Source organism: Bacillales bacterium, from assembly GCA_035700025.1.
In the GTDB taxonomy this organism is placed as follows: domain Bacteria; phylum Bacillota; class Bacilli; order Bacillales; family DASSOY01; genus DASSOY01.
The window spans coordinates 1-14907 of the sequence record DASSOY010000077.1 but is presented as its reverse complement, the minus strand read 5'-3'; the positions used below and the strand labels follow the sequence as shown (position 1 = coordinate 14907).

The following is a 14907-nucleotide window of genomic DNA, read 5'->3' as shown; positions in this document are numbered from 1 at the left end:
ACGAAAGACCTATGTCGATAACATTAGGAATTTTGTTAAATTTTATATTAAGGTTACCTTTATTTCAGTTCGATGACAACCGCATTTAAGGGAGAAGGAAAGCATTGTCCAAAGAACAATCGGCCCGCAACAGATTGCGCGTCTTAACAGCAGTACTCATCGCTTTCATGATTGCATTCACGATCGGCATTGCCAGTTTGGCGTCCGATGGAGAACAGAGAACCAACGCTGTAAAATTGTCAGGAATGACGCAGTGGATCGGGGCGTGGGAAGCAAGCCAGCAGCCGCCGCGGCCCGGCGGCATTTCCGATAGAGGGTTTCACAACGAAACCGTTCGCATGATGATTCACCCGCATTTGGCGGGTGAAGCTTTACGAATTCGGCTTTCCAATCAGTACGGCGAAAAACCGCTGACGCTGGGCGAAGTGCATGTGGCGATTGCGGGCGACGGGGCGGAAACCGCATCAGGAAGTGACCGGCCGGTCACGTTTGACGGGGCCGGATCGGTGAAGATTCCGGTTGGGGCAACGATTGTGAGCGATGCGGTGTCGTTGCCGGTCGCGGTAGGAAGTGACATCGCCGTAAGCGTATATGTGCCGGGCGAAAGCGGTCCCGCCACATGGCACGCCGTTTCGAGTGCCACGACATACGTTGCCGAAGGCAACCAGACGAACGGCGCGGCGTTTCATAAAAAAGTGAACGCATGGTTTTGGCTCGACGGCGTCGACGTGAAAGTCGATCGTCCAGTCGATGGAGCCGTCGTCGTGCTCGGCGACTCGATCACCGACGGCGTGCATTCGACGTTGAATGCGAACCATCGTTGGCCGGATTTCCTGGCCGAGCGCCTGCACGCGAACGGTTCGTCGATGTCGGTGCTCAATGCCGGCATTTCCGGGAACCAATTTTTGCAAGACACCGTGAGACATGGCGAAAGCGCGTTAGAGCGGTTGAACCGTGACGTTCTCACCCGATCCGGTGTTACCGACGTCATTTTGCTTGAAGGCATTAACGACATCGGCATTTCGCACAACTTTCATGCGCAAGAAATCATCTTTGGCATGAAAGAAATCATTCAAGAAGCCCACGGTCATGGACTAAACATTTACATCGGCACGCTTTTGCCGTTCGAAGGGGCGCGGCCAGGGTATTATACGCCGCAAGGCGAAAAAACACGTGAAGCGTTGAACGAGTGGATTCGCACGAGCGGCGCGTTCGACGGCGTCATCGATTTCGAGAAAGCGCTGCGCGATCCGGAGCATCCGCTGCACTTGTTGCCCGCATACGATTCCGGCGATCACCTTCATCCGAGCGACGCCGGCTACAAAGCGATGGCTGAGGCTGTTGACCTTTCGATGTTGCAGAAATGAAGGCGAGCCTGATTTGAGGCTCGCGCTTTTTTTACAGCCAATAAACGAGTGCGGTAATGACCAGCGACTGCCCGAACGAAACCGCAAGATCGAGCTTCCAGCCCGTTTTTGCAAAAGGACTCCATTTTCCGCCGAACAAACTGAACAACCGCGCGACGAGGAACGTACAAACCGAAAGCGGGAAAAACAAAATCATGGATGTTTCCTTAATGCGGCGTTCACTGCGGCTTCCGCATGCAGCCGCGTCGTATCGAACAGCGGCAGACGGCTGTGTTGTTGGTCGAGCAGCATTGGAAGCTCGGTGCAACCGAGCACGACACCTTCGGCGCCTTTCTTTTCCAAATTGTCAACGATGTTTTGCAATTTTCTTCTCGACACGTCGCTGATGATGCCTTTCGTCAACTCGAAAAAAATCACCTCATGGATCGCCATTCTGGCTTTCACATCCGGAATGACGACTTCGATTCCGTGATCCCGCAGCCGATCGGCGTAAAAATCTTGTTCCATCGTGAACCGGGTGCCGATCAAGCCGACACGCTTCATCCTTTGCTCCACAATCGCGTCCGCAGCCGTGTCCGCAATATGCAACAGCGGCGCATCCACTTGCTTTTGAATCGTGTCGAAATTTTTGTGCATCGTGTTCGTGCCGATCAAAATCAATTCGGCGCCAGCGGCTTGCAATTTTATCGCAATATCCGTCAGCTGCCGGGCTAACGCGTCCCAATTTCCTTCGTGCTGCAGCCGCTCGACTTCTGCGAAATCGACCGAATACAAAATGCATTCGCAAGAATGGGATCCGCCGAGCTTCTCCTTCATTTTTTCATTAAGAATCCGGTAGTACACTTGCGTCGATTCCCAGCTCATCCCGCCAATCAAGCCAATCGTTTTCATCACGTTAATCTCCTCACTCTTCGCGTTATGCGGCGTAAATTTTATGGTCGATGAATTGTCCGTACATCCACTTCACACACAGCGCTTCGGCGTGCCGCGGTTCCAACAATTTTAACTTTGTATACTCATCCAGTTGGCCTTCAAATTTCGTCATCCCCCTTTAGTTTCTTCACAAAACGATAGCCGGTGATGTCAAACCCATGATTTTTATAAAATTGGCGGGCAGCGGCGCGGTGGTCCCCCTTTCCGCTCATCAAGTAGAGGAAATCGGAGCCTTGCTCCTGTGCCCACTTTTCGATGTGCGCGACAAGTGCACCTGCCACCCCTCGTCGGCGGTACGCCTCCTTCGTCACGATCGTGGAAATTTGTGTTTTCAAACGGTTGCCCGTGTAAGTCGCATGCAGCCGAACGCCTGCCATTCCTGCAGCTTCACATTCATAAATAGCGATGAACGTCGCATACATTGGATTCGCTTCGATTCGCTGCATTCGCTCACGCATTTCTTCGACAGTCGTTGGAGAGCTGAATTCCGTGATGATTTCCGTCAATGCTTCGAGATCTTTTGGTTCGTATGGTCGGATTGCGATTTTCATGACTTCACCCGGTTTCGTAGATTCGTAAATGTGGGCTAATCCCGCGAGGGGCCAGCCTTTTGTTGCTGCCGATACGTCCGCGGCGAATCCCCGGTGTACCGCTTGAACTGTTTGTTGAACGTGCTGAGCGACTGAAATCCGCTTTCCCCGGCGATCTCAAGAACCGTTTCGTTCGTCGTTCGCAATAAATCCATCGCATATTGGAGGCGCAATCGCGTGAGAAAGACGCTTGGCGTGAGGCCGGTAAGCACCCGGAATTCCTCGAAAAACAACGTCCGCCCCATACCTGCCCGCTTCGCGAGCCCGTCAATGTCTTGCGGCCTTCTGAAATCTTCCAGCATCAAGCCGACCGCTTCGGCAATTTCCGCCAAAACGACGGATTCCGTCCCTTGCGACTCCGCCGCCCATTCGTGCACATGCAGAAGAATGTCAATCAAACATTTGTACTGACGGGTTTGCCAAGCCGGTTCTTCTTCCTCTTGTGCCGTCATCGCCTGACAAGCAGCATGTTTGATCGCTTTGGCGTGCGAAGTTTCGGCTCGGATCACCGGAAGCACCCCTTTATTCGTATAAAACGGCGCCAATAACCGGCTGCCGTCCGGAAACTTTCTTGCGATCCCCGGCGTAAACAGCAGAATGATCGATTCAAACGGCCGATTGGGTTCAGCGTAACTCCAATGCGGCTCAAACGGCCGGCAAAGAAACACGTCCCCCGGCTCCCCGCGATACGTCTTGTCCCCAAAGCGATACATAAGCGTATTTTTCAGCAACACACCGACTTCAAGGCAATCGTGCACATGCAAATCGTGTGGTTCGTGTGAGCCGACGCTTCGGAAAAACGCAAAGGATCGCCGCAAATGTAAATGCTCGACGTACAAACCGATTGCCTCCCAGAAAAAGTATACGTATAGTTTTCGCGGACGGAATGAGGAGTTCCTGCAACAAAATGAAGAGCCGTGACTTGGCGAACGTGATAGGATGGGTAAAAAATCGAGGTGACGACGATGCGGGTGTACATCATTGGGGCCGGCGTGATCGGCCATACGCACGCGGAAGCGTGTAGAAAACTGCCGGAGCCGGTCGAGCTGCGAGTCGCAGACATAAATAAAGCGGCGTTGAAAAAATTCGCGGAGCGGTTCCCGGAGGCGAAGCCGTTCAGTGACGCGGAAGCGATGTTGGCGGCGGAAGCCGCACGCGAAGATGACGTAGTCATCGCGGCGACGCCGCCGGCGGCGCACGCGGCGGCGGCGAAGCTTGGGTTCGCCAGCGGGCGCCACGTGCTGTGCGAGAAGCCGCTGGCGATGAATGTGAGCGAAGCGAAGGAGATGGTGCGGGCGGCGGAAGCCGCCGGGCGGTGGCTCGGCTGCTGCAGCGTGCGCTTCAAAGGCATGCGCCATATGGAAACGGTGAAACGGGTCATAGCGTCCGGCGCGTTAGGCGACGTGTATCATGTGACGTTCGTGAACAAGTGGGAGCGCAGCCGCGCGGGGATCGAATATCAGCCGGAAAGCCGCTGGTTCCTCGATTCGGCGAAAAGCGGCGGCGGCGTGCTGATGGACTGGGGGCCGTACGACTTCGCGACGCTCGACGACATGCTCCGGCCGGAGCGAGTCGAAGTGAACGCGGCGTGGACGGCGAAGCCGGTCACGGCGGCGGATCCGCAGGATACGCCGTTTGACGTGGAGACGCATGTCGGGGCGGTGATGACGTTCTATCGGGAGACGAAGCCGGTGCATGTGCATTACGAGCGCGCGACGTGCGCGCACGGGGAAGGTTATGTGCGGGCTGAAATCGAAGGAACGAAAGGGTCGGTGAGCTGGACGCCGTTCGATTCGCGCCAGCCGGTGTTTCGGAGGTACGACGAGGACGGCAAGCTGGTCGTCGAGGAACTCGACACCGGGCCGAAAAGCGAATTTACGATCATGGATAACCCGATGCTGCATTTTTACAATAAAATTCACGGCATCACCGCCGAAGCGAACATCAATGAGAAAGCGCTGAAGCTGTTTGAGGTGATTCGTGCTTTGTATGACGCGGAAAAAACCTGCGAAAAGCAGACAATTACTTTCGCTGAAGGAGCGGTTCGATGAACATTCTCGGCTATTCCACGAACATGTACGGCTGGACGGAACGCTGGAAGCGGGACGGCAAAGCGCCCGACTGGGATGCCATCTTCCGCGCATGCGCGGAAGCCAGCCTCGACGCTGTCGAAATCGACGCCTCCTCTGACAAGCTCGCTCTCGCTCGCTCCCACGGCCTGCGCGTGTCCGCGACCTACGTCGGCCTCCCGCTGCACGTTCCGTTCGCGTCTATCGACGCCGACCGGAACGTGCGGCCGTTCGCCGAACGCCTCGCCGCTGCCGGCGGCAGCGACTTCCTCATCAACGCCGATCCGCTCGATTGGAAGCAGCCCGCCGCGAAAACAGAAAGCGAGCTCATGCAGCAAGGCGAGAACCTCTCGCGCATCGCCGAAATCCTCAAACCTTACGGTTTGCGGCTGTGCATGCATAACCACGCCGCAGACCGCGCTAACGCGCAAGGCGACTTGCGCTCTGTCACCGCCTACGCCGACCCTCAGGTCGGCTTGTGCGTCGACATCGGCTGGGCGCATGCCGCCGGCTGCGATCCGCTCGCATGGGCTCGCGCCCATGCGGACCGCATTTTCGCCTTCCATTTCCGCAACCAGGTCGGCGTGACGCCGACCGAGGACTTGCTGGAAGGCGAAATCGACATCGCTGCGCTCATGGCGCTGCCCGAGCTTAATGCTTACGAAGGCTGGCTTTCGCTCGAATTATGGCATCCGCAATCGATGCAGCCGAAGCGAACGATGACCGAAGACGTCCGGCGCTCGATTCGTCACTTAAAGACGTTGCTTCACCCAAATCCAACCTTCCTTACGTAGCGTGCGTTCATCGCTATCCGGCGGCGGCGGACAACATTTTCCATCAAGAAAATCAACGCCCGCCAAGCAACAGAGCGCGGCATCGAGCACATGGTCCGAAGCGACAAGCGATGCTTTCAATCCCGCAGCGAAACCGATCCGTTTCTCCAAATGCTGGACGATTTGCTCGCGGGGTTCTTTGTTTTTTTTATAAAATTTGTCTGACAACCCTTCCGAAAGCAGCCATGCCGCGGGATACACTTCGCAGTCCGTCATCCGCCGAGCGGGCAACCAACTGTGATGCAAAAGTCGAACGGCCAAGCGATTCAAAACCAATCAGCACTTGGTCATGCATCCCTTCAAGCCATTCGAAAAGCACGGCTTCGCTTGAATGTTGGGACGAGCCTGCTTTTGCCTCAACGATTTGCGATATTCCATTCTTCATTTCCAAAGAGACAAGTCCAACATTCTCCATCGTTAAGTTGTAAATTTGAATCGAAAAAGAACCCTAAACTTCCGGTTGTTGCGAGCGTTTTTCGGCAAACCTAATAGCAATTAAGACAAAGGAGCATCGGCATGCCTTCAGATTGGATCATCCTTATCGCCACGAGTATTTTGTCCATTCTCGCGGCCGTTCTTCTCACTCACAAAAGTGAAGTTCGTGAGGCGTTGGTCGTCTTTTTCTTTAAGCAATTGATGACATGGATGCTTGGCTTGATCGTCGTCGAATTTGATTTGATCGAGTATCCCGTCCGCCTATTCAAATACGCAACGGCATCGAGCTTTTCTTTCGAATATTTCATCTATCCGGCGATGTGCGTCATCTTCGTGTTAAGGTTTCCAGAGAACCGATCGGTTTTTCATAAAATCGGCTGGTACGTATTCTTCTCTACTTGGATGACTTTGGCTGAAGTATGGCTGGAACAACATACGAACTTAATCCATTACATCCAGTGGAACTGGTTATGCACGTGGGTTTCGCTTCTTGTGACCTTTCTTTTGTCGAGAATATTTTACAAGTGGTTTTTCCGAAAGAAGTTCGAGCGAAACCCGTAATTCCGCCTCATGAAGATCAAACTATGCTACACTCAATAAAAAAGAGGGGAATAACGATGCACATGAAGCGAGCGATTCCGGCATTGCCGGTGAAGCACATGAAGGAGAGCGTCAAATTTTATAAAAATCAACTCGGATTCACTGTTGTCTTCCAAGAAGAGGGATTCGCGGTATTGGCATGTAACACCGTGCACCTCCACCTCTGGCTGGCCGGCGACGAAAGCTGGCGCAAGCGAGAACATGCGGCTCCTGTTGTCTCGGGTGCCGAATCGTACATCGCGGGTACGGCGAGCTGCCGAATCGAAGTGTGCGGCATTAACGAATGGTACGAACGCATGAAACCTCAAGGCATCCTGCACCCGAACGCCCACATTCGTAATCAGTGGTGGGGCGAGCGCGAATTCGGCGTGACCGATCCCGACAATAATTTAATCACTTTTTTTGAAATAATTGCAGAAAATTCGGAGGAGAAATGAACATGGATGTGATGGCCAAGCAATACGATTGGATTAAGGTGACGCGGCAAAGTCTGTTCCGTTATTGTGAAACGTTGACGTTGGAAGATTACTTAAAAGAGCATGAAGGATTTGGCGGTTGGTCCATTCGTTATTTGCATGTTCACGTCGCCAACTGCTATGAAGGCTGGCTGCGTTCGGAGGGGTTGAATGAAGAACCTCAGTTTGTCGCTCCCGATTCCGTCAGCCAAGTTCAGGAAATGCGAACAGTGTTTGACCGCGTTGATGGGCTCGTTGAGCAATTTCTTCGTAGATATGAGGGAAAATGGGACACGATCCTTCCGAGAAAAATTGAGGAAAACGACGAAGTCGAAGAACTGACTCCGCTTTGGCTGTTGACGCACACGATGACGCATGAATTTCACCATAAAGGCCAGATTGTATCCATGAGCCGACAAATGGGTTATGTGCCGGAAGATACCGATTTGATTTCTCCGTTGGACGTCAAGAAATTTTTATAAAATTGTTCCAGGAATGACGACGCGGCAACGATTGACGGCAGCCACTGAAAAAGCAAAATTTTGTTACTTCCGCTTCGTTTTACACTGTTTCACCGTAACGATTCCTCAACGAAAAATTTGTTGAATATTATGCAAATTTCGATATAATTTAAGTATAATCGCACCAATCCATTGCAGAAGGGAACGATGCACCCTGAAACAGTTGCCGAACAAACCCGTGAAGACATTTGTTCTGGATACGAATGTGCTCATTCACGATCCAGACAGCATTTTTCGCTTTGAAGAGCACGACGTCGTTGTACTGGCGCCGGTTTATGAAGAACTGGACAAACTAAAAAGCCGGGGCAACGGCGTGGGGTGGGCATGCAATCTCGTGTTTCAGCGTTTGGAACGCTTGATCAGCGAAGGCAACTACGACAAAGTGAAAGAAGACGACGGCCATACATGGACCGTCATCCGGCTGCCAAAGCAGGACGGCCGCCTCATTCTCCATGACCACGAAGAAGATGCAAAAGTATATGCCGATCATTACTTGTTGAAATGGGTGGCTGCCCATGAAAAAGCCATTCTCGTCACGAAAGACCGCCCGCTGCGCATTCGCGCCATGAAGCGGGATATCCACGTCGAAGACTACACGAACGATCGCGTCCACGAACTGTACACGGGTTTTTGTGAACTCGTCGTCGACGCCGACTTGATCGAAACCTTTTATCTCAATCAAAAACTCCCGCTCGCTTCCGTGCCGACGGAAACGGACCTCTACGAAAATCAATTCGTTCAGCTGACTTCTGCCCTCAATCCTAAGCAAACGGCGCTAGCCATCGTTAAGAAACAACACCTGCTTCTATCCGAACCGCTTCCTGAAATGAAAATCAAACCGCGCAGCCGCGATCAGCATCTCGCTTTTTCGATGCTCGTGGATCCGCAAATTCCGATGGTGACCATCTCCGGAGACGCCGGCACCGGAAAAACGTTGCTGGCCATGACCGTCGGTGACCACTTCGTTCGTCTCGGGAAGTTTCATTCCATGCTGATCACACGGCCGATGGTCGGGATGGGCAAAGACATCGGCGCCCTTCCTGGAGAAAAAGAAGAAAAAATGCGCCCGTGGATTTCCCCGTTTGTCGACAACTTAAAGACGTTATATTTAAAAGAAGGCGAATTTGCTTCTTCGAAAGATTTGCTCGAACGGTTCACCGACAAAGGACGCGTCGAAATCGAAGCCTTGACTTACGTCCGCGGCCGAACGTGGGAAAACCAATTCATCATCGTTGACGAAGCGCAAAACTTGACCCCGCACGAAATGAAAGCGATCTTAACACGGGTCGGCCGCAACTCGAAAATCGTCCTCATCGGCGATCCGACCGACAATCAAATCGACCACCCCTTTTTGACACCGCAATCGAACGGGCTCGTCTACGCGGTTGAACGGATGAAAACGAGCGCTTTAGCCGCCCACCTGCATTTCTCCCGGGTCGAACGCTCCCCGCTCGTGCAAGACATCGTTCGGCTGCTATAATAAGCCCCTTCGGCCGCTCCTATACAACGGAGCGGCTTTTTGCATTATCCGGAAGAAGGCGGAGTGCCCTTGTACAGCAAGCCGAAATGACCGCCTTTTGACATTGCCCCGCTTGCTGCCGCGATCCACGCGAACTTTTTCACCATGCGTCTCTTTTGCGACCGACGGTACGCGTTCCCGCTTGCCGGATCGCCGGTCACGAGCAAAGCGCCGGCAAAAAAAATGAAAGCGTCAACGACGTCAACAAACAATGCCTCGCTGGCGCCAAGTCATTGGCGGCTATCGTTTTCGGTTGGTGCAACGTCGGATCGTGTCCACGGGGTCCATATCACACCTCGATGACACAATTTCTATCCCGGATGCGTGTCTTTTGACGAGATTTTCTGCTTTTTTCGTTCGATTTTCGCTGATTCCGCTTGGTTGAGCACGTCAGGTGAGGTTCGGAAATGAGTTATCCACAGATTCAAGCGATGATTGGAGCAAAAATGAGGTTGATTGGAGCAAAACTAGCGTTCTTTTGCGCCAAAACCACTTCGATTGGAGCAAAAACCGGCACGATTGGAGCAAAACAAAACAACCAAGTTCTTGGCGGCTATCGTTTTCGGTTGATGCATCGCCAGATCGTGTCCACGGGGTCCATATCACGCCTCGATGACACGATTTCTATCCCGGATGCGTGTCATTTACGGAGACTTTTTGCTTTTTCGTTCGATTTTCACAGAAACCGCTTAGCGAAAACACGGTTTGAGAGGTTCGGAAATGAGTTATCCACAGATTCAAGCGTTGATTGGAGCGAAAATGGGGTTGATTGGAGCGAAACTAGCGTTCTTTTGCGCCAAAACCGCTTCGATTGGAGCAAAAGCCGGCACGATTGGAGCAAAACATGTACAAATGATGCCAATTGCCCTATTTGCCATTATATTCCTTTCCGCTGTGTCTTCGACGTGGTTCGGCATGTGATTCAATCCTCAAACCGCCAATACAACACTTCATCGTCCCGTGTCTTTTTTCCTTGCCATAACACGCCGCTTACCTGCGAGACGATTTCGAAGCTTAAATCGCAGCGGCTCCAAAACGCAGTCGGTTGAGCGGTTGTGTATACAGCAATCGCATTTTTGTATTCGTCGACACGCTTTCGCCGTCTTTCGATCCAGGCTGTCACCTGAAACAATGATTCTGAACTTAAAGGCCATGACCTCTCAGTCTTGCGATTGCAAATGCTTCGTACAGTTATACCGCTCGCAGGTAAAAGTCCCATTCTCGTAATGGAGTACAGAAACGGCTGTATTGTCGAGCCGCTCTTCTACGTCAAGATCAGGAACGAGCGCTTTTAAAAGATGCCGGAGAATCGCACCGTGGCTGACAACCAAAACGTTGTCGGCTGGGTCATGGACGATTTGATCGATGAACGCCTTCCCTCGTGAAGCTCCTTCTTCACGCGTTTCCAAGCCTAAATCGCGTTCCCGCCACCCTTCTCCCCACTTTTCAATGCGTTCAGCTTCCGTTGTGCCTTCAATTAAGCCGCCTCTCATTTCGCGCAACCGCTCATCAAATTTTAGATCCGAAAATCCTAATTCGTTTTGTTAAATTTCTGCGGTTTGCCTCGTCCGCAACAAATCGCTTGCATAGACCGCATCCCATTGTTCCCCGCGGAATCTTTCAGCCAGCTGCTTCGCTTGCTGCTTGCCCGCTTCGTTTAACGAACTGTTGCTGTGTCCTTGCGCGCGTCCTTCTTCGTTCCAATAAGTACTTCCGTGCCTGACAAACGTAATTCGTGTCATGGTCATCCCTCCGTAAAAACTGTGGCCTTAGTTGATTTTCACACATAAAATGTCTTCATCGATAACGGCGACAAAAACGCCGATGCTTGTCATGAAAGCCCCCTATAAATCCAGCTTCAGGCGGATCCTATCCCGGCAAAGCAACGTAAAAGGTTTTATCTGTAAATTAAAGCCCGTCGACGGTACCCCTGTGAAAGTTCGCCCGGTCGATTCAGGGTTGCGCTGAGCCCGATTATTTTACTGATCGAAAGCGGCGCCGCGTTCCCCACGGTTTGAAGACCGAAATGCCCGTCAAAAACAAGAGAAGGGCAAACATTGCCGCTGTCACAGCGAGCAACAAGTCGTGGTTCACCCAAAAAGCTGGGTTCTCTTTCGGATGTTCCATGGCATACTGAATGCTTTTGTGAATCCATTCCCGAATGAAAATGCTGCCGAAAAGAATCGCCGCGATGTTCCCGAGCCATTTTACAAAAATCCAATGATACCGCGTCAGGCCACCCCAATTCGACCGCACCGACAACCATATACCCGTGATAAGCGACCCGAACGCACCTGGAATGATCAAAAACCAATCGAAATATTGAATCAAATAATGAGCTGCATAGATCAATGCCTCATCGGATAAAAAATTTACCAGCAACGCGAGCGTCAGCGATCCGCCCACGCCGCAAAAATAGACGATGACCGCTGCAAGATGGCCAAACACCCACCAACGCTTTCGCTTTACGCTCAGTTTGCCGCTTAACTTTTTCCCGAGCCAAGTGATGCCCAGCGTGACAGCCGAGATGACGAACAACGTGCCAAAGACGATACCGATGATCATCATCGTCCCCCCTTTCCCTAACTATAAAAGAACCGGCCTGCTTGGCAAACCGGTTCTGGGAGGAGTTCAACTGCGACCAGAGTCTGATATTACGGAATCACGAGCACTCATTCTCGCGTTCTTCTTGTTTCTGTGAATGCATGTATGTCTTTCAATGTCGGCATTCCTCCTTGCGCACCGGATTTTGTGACGGATAGCGCACTGGCGACAATCGCGAAATCAATGGCGGCTTCCAATGACCCGGTTTCCGCCCACTTGGCTGCCAGTGCCCCATTGAAGGTGTCTCCTGCCCCTGTCGTATCGACAACTTCAACTTGATAACCGGGCTTCACTATTTCCTGATCGTTTTTTATGAATGCCACGCCTTTGTCGCCGCGCGTCACAATCAAATCCCCAGTAAAGTCACTAAGTGAAGGTTTCAACTGAGCATACTCATGCTCATTCGGCGTAAGAACGTCTACGAGGGCCAACAAGGTTTTGTCGATCAATTGAAACGGAGCGGGATTTAAAATGACTTTCACACCATGCTTTCTTGCGATTTCGGCCGCTTTGGCAACCGTCGGAAGCGGAATTTCCATTTGCATTAAGATGACATCGCTTTCGGCAATCACCTCTTCATGGTTTACAATCCAGTCTGGCGTACATGCGTAATTCGCTCCCGGCGCAACAATAATTTGATTGTCATTTTCAGCAAGCGTAATGAAAGCCAAACCGGTATGAGCACCCGGAATGCGCCCCACATGGTCTACACGGACGTTCTCATTTTTCAGATGGTCGACAGCTTCTTGTCCAAACGAATCTTCCCCCACACAACCGAGCATAACTGCGTCCGCTCCAAGTCTGGCCGACGCTACTGCTTGGTTGCCGCCTTTCCCGCCATGCATTTGCAGGAAAGCATCGGCGGTCATCGTTTCTCCCGGCTTCGGCCACTGATTCACTTTCGTAATGAGATCTACATTTATACTCCCGATTACCGTAATTTTTGGTTTCATGAATAAGTCCTTTCTTAATCCTTTAAACCTATCAAAAATTCGAAGATTCACATCTTAATAAAAGTCGAACGAAGCACGCAATCTGTCATTTTCCGCCGTGCCGCTTCCGTCATGTACCCGGAACTTGATAGTGAAGCAACACGATCCCCGACGAGAAGGTCCGCGACTCCAGCAAGTCGAGCCTGCTTCTTTCGTGCATCAACCAATCGATTTCTCCGTGAGGTCCCGCAAAATAACCATCAACAGAAACGGAATTAAACACGACGATCTTTCGCATTTTTAACCTCCATCAATCGGTATTAACGTAAGGAGCATTCCATGTTTTCTCCGCGTCCGTCTTGCATCAATTTTATAACCGTGCGAAGTCCTGCATTCGCTCGATCACAAAATTTCAATCGATACCGGGATCATTCTCCATCCAACACCCAATCCGGATTCCATACGATCTCCCAAAGGTGGCCGTCAAGGTCTTGAAAGTAACCAGCATAGCCTCCCCAAAACGTGTCGTGCGCCTCAACGGTGATTTTCGCCCCGGCTTTTCGTGCTTCTGCCATCACTTCATCCACTTCTTCTTTGCTTCCAACATTATGACCAATTGTAAATTCAGTTGGACTTGGCGGCGTCTCGGGAAGCCCCGTATCATGAGCGATGTTTTTCCTTTCCCAAATCGCCAGCTTCACGCCCGCCTGCAAATCGAAAAAGGCAACGGCGCCATGCTCAAATTCCTGACCGATGATGCCACACGTCGCCAGTCCAAGCCCGTCCCGGTAAAATACCAATGAAGCTTCCAAATCGGCAACGCCGAGCGTCAATACAGTGATTCGCGGTTTCATTTCATTCCTCCATTTTTTTGGTCAATTTCGAACCGAGATTCTCAATCATTTGCACGACTTGATCAATAGCGCATGACGTATCAATCTCGACCGTCGCCGTTGCCCGCAGCAAAGGTTCGATTTCCCGTGCATTTCTTAAAATTTTTCTTTGCACTGAGTAGAGTAAAGGGCTGGGGTTTCCAGCCCCTCCTCATCAAACCGTACGTGCGGTTTTCCCGCATACGGCTTTCCGATGTTCTTCACCTTGTGCCGTACGTACTCTGCCAAGTCGTTGCCGATTTCAGTCCCGCTCGCGCGAGCATTTCGTAGAAGTTCACTTGCCCTCGCTTACGCTTCTTATGTTTCTTCCGCCAAAAGATCAGTAGCCTTCTTTGGATGTACCAATCAATCTTTGTTAAAAATTGATTGGCTACTCCCGGATCCACTTTGGCGTAAAAGTTTCTCCATCCTTGTATTTTCGGATTGAGCACTTCTATCAGATCGTTGATCGGTTTGAGGAGTAACGTGCGAGATGCCGTTGCTTCTTTTACTTTGGCACGCATCTTCTTCATCGCTTTCTTCGACGGAAAGCATCGGAGAATGCGGGCGCGTTTTCCCCCTTTTCGCATCACCGGCAAGCGACGGAGATGATGGCCGAGAAAGTCGAAACCTTGGTCGTCTTCCCAGATGTTCGCCAGTTTGCTTTTCTCGGTGTTGAGGGTCAACTCCATTCGCTTAAAGATGGCCTTCAAGACTTGAATGGTTTCAATCGCTTCGGCTTTCCGATGGCACAACACCACTAGATCATCGGCATAACGAACGATGGTCCCTAAATGAGAGAACTTCTTTTCCCATAAGGTATCTAGGTAGTTCAGGTAGATGTTCGCCAACAACGGGGAAATGACTCCTCCTTGGGGGCTTCCGATGACGGATTCATGAAACTGATCATCTTTCATGACGCCCGCCGTCAGCCACCCGCGAATCAGCTTGAGGACCTTGCGGTCACACACCCGCTGTTCGACCAAGGTCATTAGCTTCGCGTGCGGGATGTTGTCGAAGTACCCTTTGATGTCCACGTCGACCACCCAGTAAATCTTCCCGTTGTTTACGGTCGTCATGATTTTCTGCAACGCATCGTGGGCGCTTCGCTTTGGACGAAAGCCGTAGGAGCAGTCTTTGAAGTCTGCTTCAAAGATGCTCTCCAGCACGATCTTCG

General features: G+C 51.7%; 21 protein-coding genes and 1 pseudogene. 8 read left to right on the top strand and 14 right to left on the bottom strand.

Annotated elements, in window-relative coordinates; genetic code table 11:
- The first annotated feature begins 104 nt into the window (after positions 1-104).
- On the top strand, positions 105-1367 hold the full coding sequence (locus VFK44_13975) for an SGNH/GDSL hydrolase family protein (protein HET7629477.1): 1263 nt from the start codon (positions 105-107) through the stop codon (positions 1365-1367).
- A gap of 31 nt (positions 1368-1398) precedes the next feature.
- Here VFK44_13975 and VFK44_13970 read toward each other — a convergent pair whose 3' ends face one another.
- From VFK44_13970 to VFK44_13950, 5 genes are read right to left on the bottom strand one after another with little or no spacing between them, the layout of a single operon-like run.
- Positions 1399-1563: a hypothetical protein gene (locus VFK44_13970; protein ID HET7629476.1), complete on the bottom strand. Its 165-nt coding sequence runs from the start codon at positions 1561-1563 to the stop codon at positions 1399-1401.
- Positions 1560-2258: an aspartate/glutamate racemase family protein gene (locus tag VFK44_13965; GenBank protein ID HET7629475.1), complete on the bottom strand. Its 699-nt coding sequence runs from the start codon at positions 2256-2258 to the stop codon at positions 1560-1562. The genes VFK44_13970 and VFK44_13965 overlap by 4 nt, the downstream gene beginning before the upstream one ends.
- Positions 2259-2283: 25 nt before the next feature.
- The gene (locus VFK44_13960) at positions 2284-2412 is read right to left on the bottom strand and encodes a hypothetical protein (protein HET7629474.1); all 129 of its coding nucleotides are present in this window, start codon (positions 2410-2412) and stop codon (positions 2284-2286) included.
- Positions 2399-2851, bottom strand: coding sequence for a GNAT family N-acetyltransferase (locus VFK44_13955; GenBank protein ID HET7629473.1), 453 nt, complete (start codon positions 2849-2851; stop codon positions 2399-2401). The genes VFK44_13960 and VFK44_13955 overlap by 14 nt, the downstream gene beginning before the upstream one ends.
- A gap of 35 nt (positions 2852-2886) precedes the next feature.
- Positions 2887-3729, bottom strand: coding sequence for an AraC family transcriptional regulator (locus VFK44_13950; protein ID HET7629472.1), 843 nt, complete (start codon positions 3727-3729; stop codon positions 2887-2889).
- 126 nt (positions 3730-3855) lie between these two features.
- On the opposite strand from VFK44_13950, the gene VFK44_13945 reads away from it, so the two are divergent.
- Positions 3856-4941, top strand: a complete 1086-nt coding sequence (locus tag VFK44_13945) for a Gfo/Idh/MocA family oxidoreductase (protein ID HET7629471.1) — start codon at positions 3856-3858, stop codon at positions 4939-4941.
- A complete protein-coding gene (locus VFK44_13940; GenBank protein HET7629470.1) occupies positions 4938-5753 on the top strand; it encodes a sugar phosphate isomerase/epimerase family protein in 816 nt (271 codons plus the stop codon). Before VFK44_13945 ends, VFK44_13940 begins: the two co-directional genes overlap by 4 nt.
- Here the strand turns inward: VFK44_13940 and VFK44_13935 are convergent.
- Complete coding sequence (locus VFK44_13935; protein ID HET7629469.1) at positions 5712-6008, bottom strand: DUF429 domain-containing protein; 297 nt, start codon at positions 6006-6008, stop codon at positions 5712-5714. The genes VFK44_13940 and VFK44_13935 overlap by 42 nt on opposite strands.
- Positions 6009-6308: 300 nt before the next feature.
- Between VFK44_13935 and VFK44_13930 the strand changes: the two genes are divergently transcribed.
- From VFK44_13930 to VFK44_13915, 4 genes are all read left to right on the top strand, one after another.
- Positions 6309-6788: a CBO0543 family protein gene (locus VFK44_13930; protein HET7629468.1), complete on the top strand. Its 480-nt coding sequence runs from the start codon at positions 6309-6311 to the stop codon at positions 6786-6788.
- A 56-nt stretch (positions 6789-6844) separates the two neighbouring features.
- Positions 6845-7264: a VOC family protein gene (locus VFK44_13925; GenBank protein HET7629467.1), complete on the top strand. Its 420-nt coding sequence runs from the start codon at positions 6845-6847 to the stop codon at positions 7262-7264.
- A gap of 2 nt (positions 7265-7266) precedes the next feature.
- Positions 7267-7764 (top strand): DinB family protein, encoded by a 498-nt coding sequence (locus VFK44_13920; protein HET7629466.1) that lies wholly within the window; start codon positions 7267-7269, stop codon positions 7762-7764.
- A gap of 217 nt (positions 7765-7981) precedes the next feature.
- Positions 7982-9283, top strand: coding sequence for a PhoH family protein (locus tag VFK44_13915; protein HET7629465.1), 1302 nt, complete (start codon positions 7982-7984; stop codon positions 9281-9283).
- A 44-nt stretch (positions 9284-9327) separates the two neighbouring features.
- Here VFK44_13915 and VFK44_13910 read toward each other — a convergent pair whose 3' ends face one another.
- Positions 9328-9534, bottom strand: a complete 207-nt coding sequence (locus VFK44_13910) for a hypothetical protein (GenBank protein ID HET7629464.1) — start codon at positions 9532-9534, stop codon at positions 9328-9330.
- 508 nt (positions 9535-10042) lie between these two features.
- Between VFK44_13910 and VFK44_13905 the strand changes: the two genes are divergently transcribed.
- Positions 10043-10243: a hypothetical protein gene (locus VFK44_13905; GenBank protein HET7629463.1), complete on the top strand. Its 201-nt coding sequence runs from the start codon at positions 10043-10045 to the stop codon at positions 10241-10243.
- A gap of 1 nt (position 10244) precedes the next feature.
- Here VFK44_13905 and VFK44_13900 read toward each other — a convergent pair whose 3' ends face one another.
- The 7 genes and pseudogenes from VFK44_13900 to ltrA form a co-directional block, all read right to left on the bottom strand.
- The gene (locus VFK44_13900) at positions 10245-10445 is read right to left on the bottom strand and encodes a hypothetical protein (GenBank protein ID HET7629462.1); all 201 of its coding nucleotides are present in this window, start codon (positions 10443-10445) and stop codon (positions 10245-10247) included.
- A gap of 37 nt (positions 10446-10482) precedes the next feature.
- A pseudogene (locus tag VFK44_13895) lies at positions 10483-11064 on the bottom strand (histidine phosphatase family protein).
- Positions 11065-11296: 232 nt separating this feature from the next.
- A complete protein-coding gene (locus VFK44_13890; GenBank protein HET7629461.1) occupies positions 11297-11887 on the bottom strand; it encodes a DUF2269 domain-containing protein in 591 nt (196 codons plus the stop codon).
- 107 nt (positions 11888-11994) lie between these two features.
- Entirely contained in the window at positions 11995-12879 is an 885-nt protein-coding gene (rbsK, locus tag VFK44_13885) for a ribokinase (GenBank protein HET7629460.1), read from the bottom strand.
- A 109-nt stretch (positions 12880-12988) separates the two neighbouring features.
- The gene (locus tag VFK44_13880; GenBank protein HET7629459.1) at positions 12989-13156 is read right to left on the bottom strand and encodes a hypothetical protein; all 168 of its coding nucleotides are present in this window, start codon (positions 13154-13156) and stop codon (positions 12989-12991) included.
- Positions 13157-13286: 130 nt separating this feature from the next.
- Positions 13287-13712 (bottom strand): VOC family protein, encoded by a 426-nt coding sequence (locus VFK44_13875; GenBank protein ID HET7629458.1) that lies wholly within the window; start codon positions 13710-13712, stop codon positions 13287-13289.
- Positions 13713-13951: 239 nt separating this feature from the next.
- The coding region (ltrA, locus tag VFK44_13870; protein ID HET7629457.1) for a group II intron reverse transcriptase/maturase at positions 13952-14907 on the bottom strand (956 nt) is incomplete at its 5' end.

What these genes read in the sequence shown, in the direction of transcription:
- VFK44_13955 (HET7629473.1), bottom strand. Translation starts at nt 2,851, where the DNA reads ATGAAAATCGCAATCCGACCATACGAACCAAAAGATCTCGAAGCATTG.
- VFK44_13935 (HET7629469.1), bottom strand. Translation starts at nt 6,008, where the DNA reads ATGACGGACTGCGAAGTGTATCCCGCGGCATGGCTGCTTTCGGAAGGG.
- VFK44_13940 (HET7629470.1), top strand. Translation starts at nt 4,938, where the DNA reads ATGAACATTCTCGGCTATTCCACGAACATGTACGGCTGGACGGAACGC.
- VFK44_13960 (HET7629474.1), bottom strand. Translation starts at nt 2,412, where the DNA reads ATGACGAAATTTGAAGGCCAACTGGATGAGTATACAAAGTTAAAATTG.
- VFK44_13905 (HET7629463.1), top strand. Translation starts at nt 10,043, where the DNA reads ATGAGTTATCCACAGATTCAAGCGTTGATTGGAGCGAAAATGGGGTTG.
- VFK44_13945 (HET7629471.1), top strand. Translation starts at nt 3,856, where the DNA reads ATGCGGGTGTACATCATTGGGGCCGGCGTGATCGGCCATACGCACGCG.
- VFK44_13965 (HET7629475.1), bottom strand. Translation starts at nt 2,258, where the DNA reads ATGAAAACGATTGGCTTGATTGGCGGGATGAGCTGGGAATCGACGCAA.
- VFK44_13925 (HET7629467.1), top strand. Translation starts at nt 6,845, where the DNA reads ATGCACATGAAGCGAGCGATTCCGGCATTGCCGGTGAAGCACATGAAG.
- VFK44_13920 (HET7629466.1), top strand. Translation starts at nt 7,267, where the DNA reads ATGGATGTGATGGCCAAGCAATACGATTGGATTAAGGTGACGCGGCAA.
- VFK44_13970 (HET7629476.1), bottom strand. Translation starts at nt 1,563, where the DNA reads ATGATTTTGTTTTTCCCGCTTTCGGTTTGTACGTTCCTCGTCGCGCGG.
- VFK44_13875 (HET7629458.1), bottom strand. Translation starts at nt 13,712, where the DNA reads ATGAAACCGCGAATCACTGTATTGACGCTCGGCGTTGCCGATTTGGAA.
- rbsK (HET7629460.1), bottom strand. Translation starts at nt 12,879, where the DNA reads ATGAAACCAAAAATTACGGTAATCGGGAGTATAAATGTAGATCTCATT.
- VFK44_13930 (HET7629468.1), top strand. Translation starts at nt 6,309, where the DNA reads ATGCCTTCAGATTGGATCATCCTTATCGCCACGAGTATTTTGTCCATT.
- VFK44_13890 (HET7629461.1), bottom strand. Translation starts at nt 11,887, where the DNA reads ATGATCATCGGTATCGTCTTTGGCACGTTGTTCGTCATCTCGGCTGTC.
- VFK44_13880 (HET7629459.1), bottom strand. Translation starts at nt 13,156, where the DNA reads ATGCGAAAGATCGTCGTGTTTAATTCCGTTTCTGTTGATGGTTATTTT.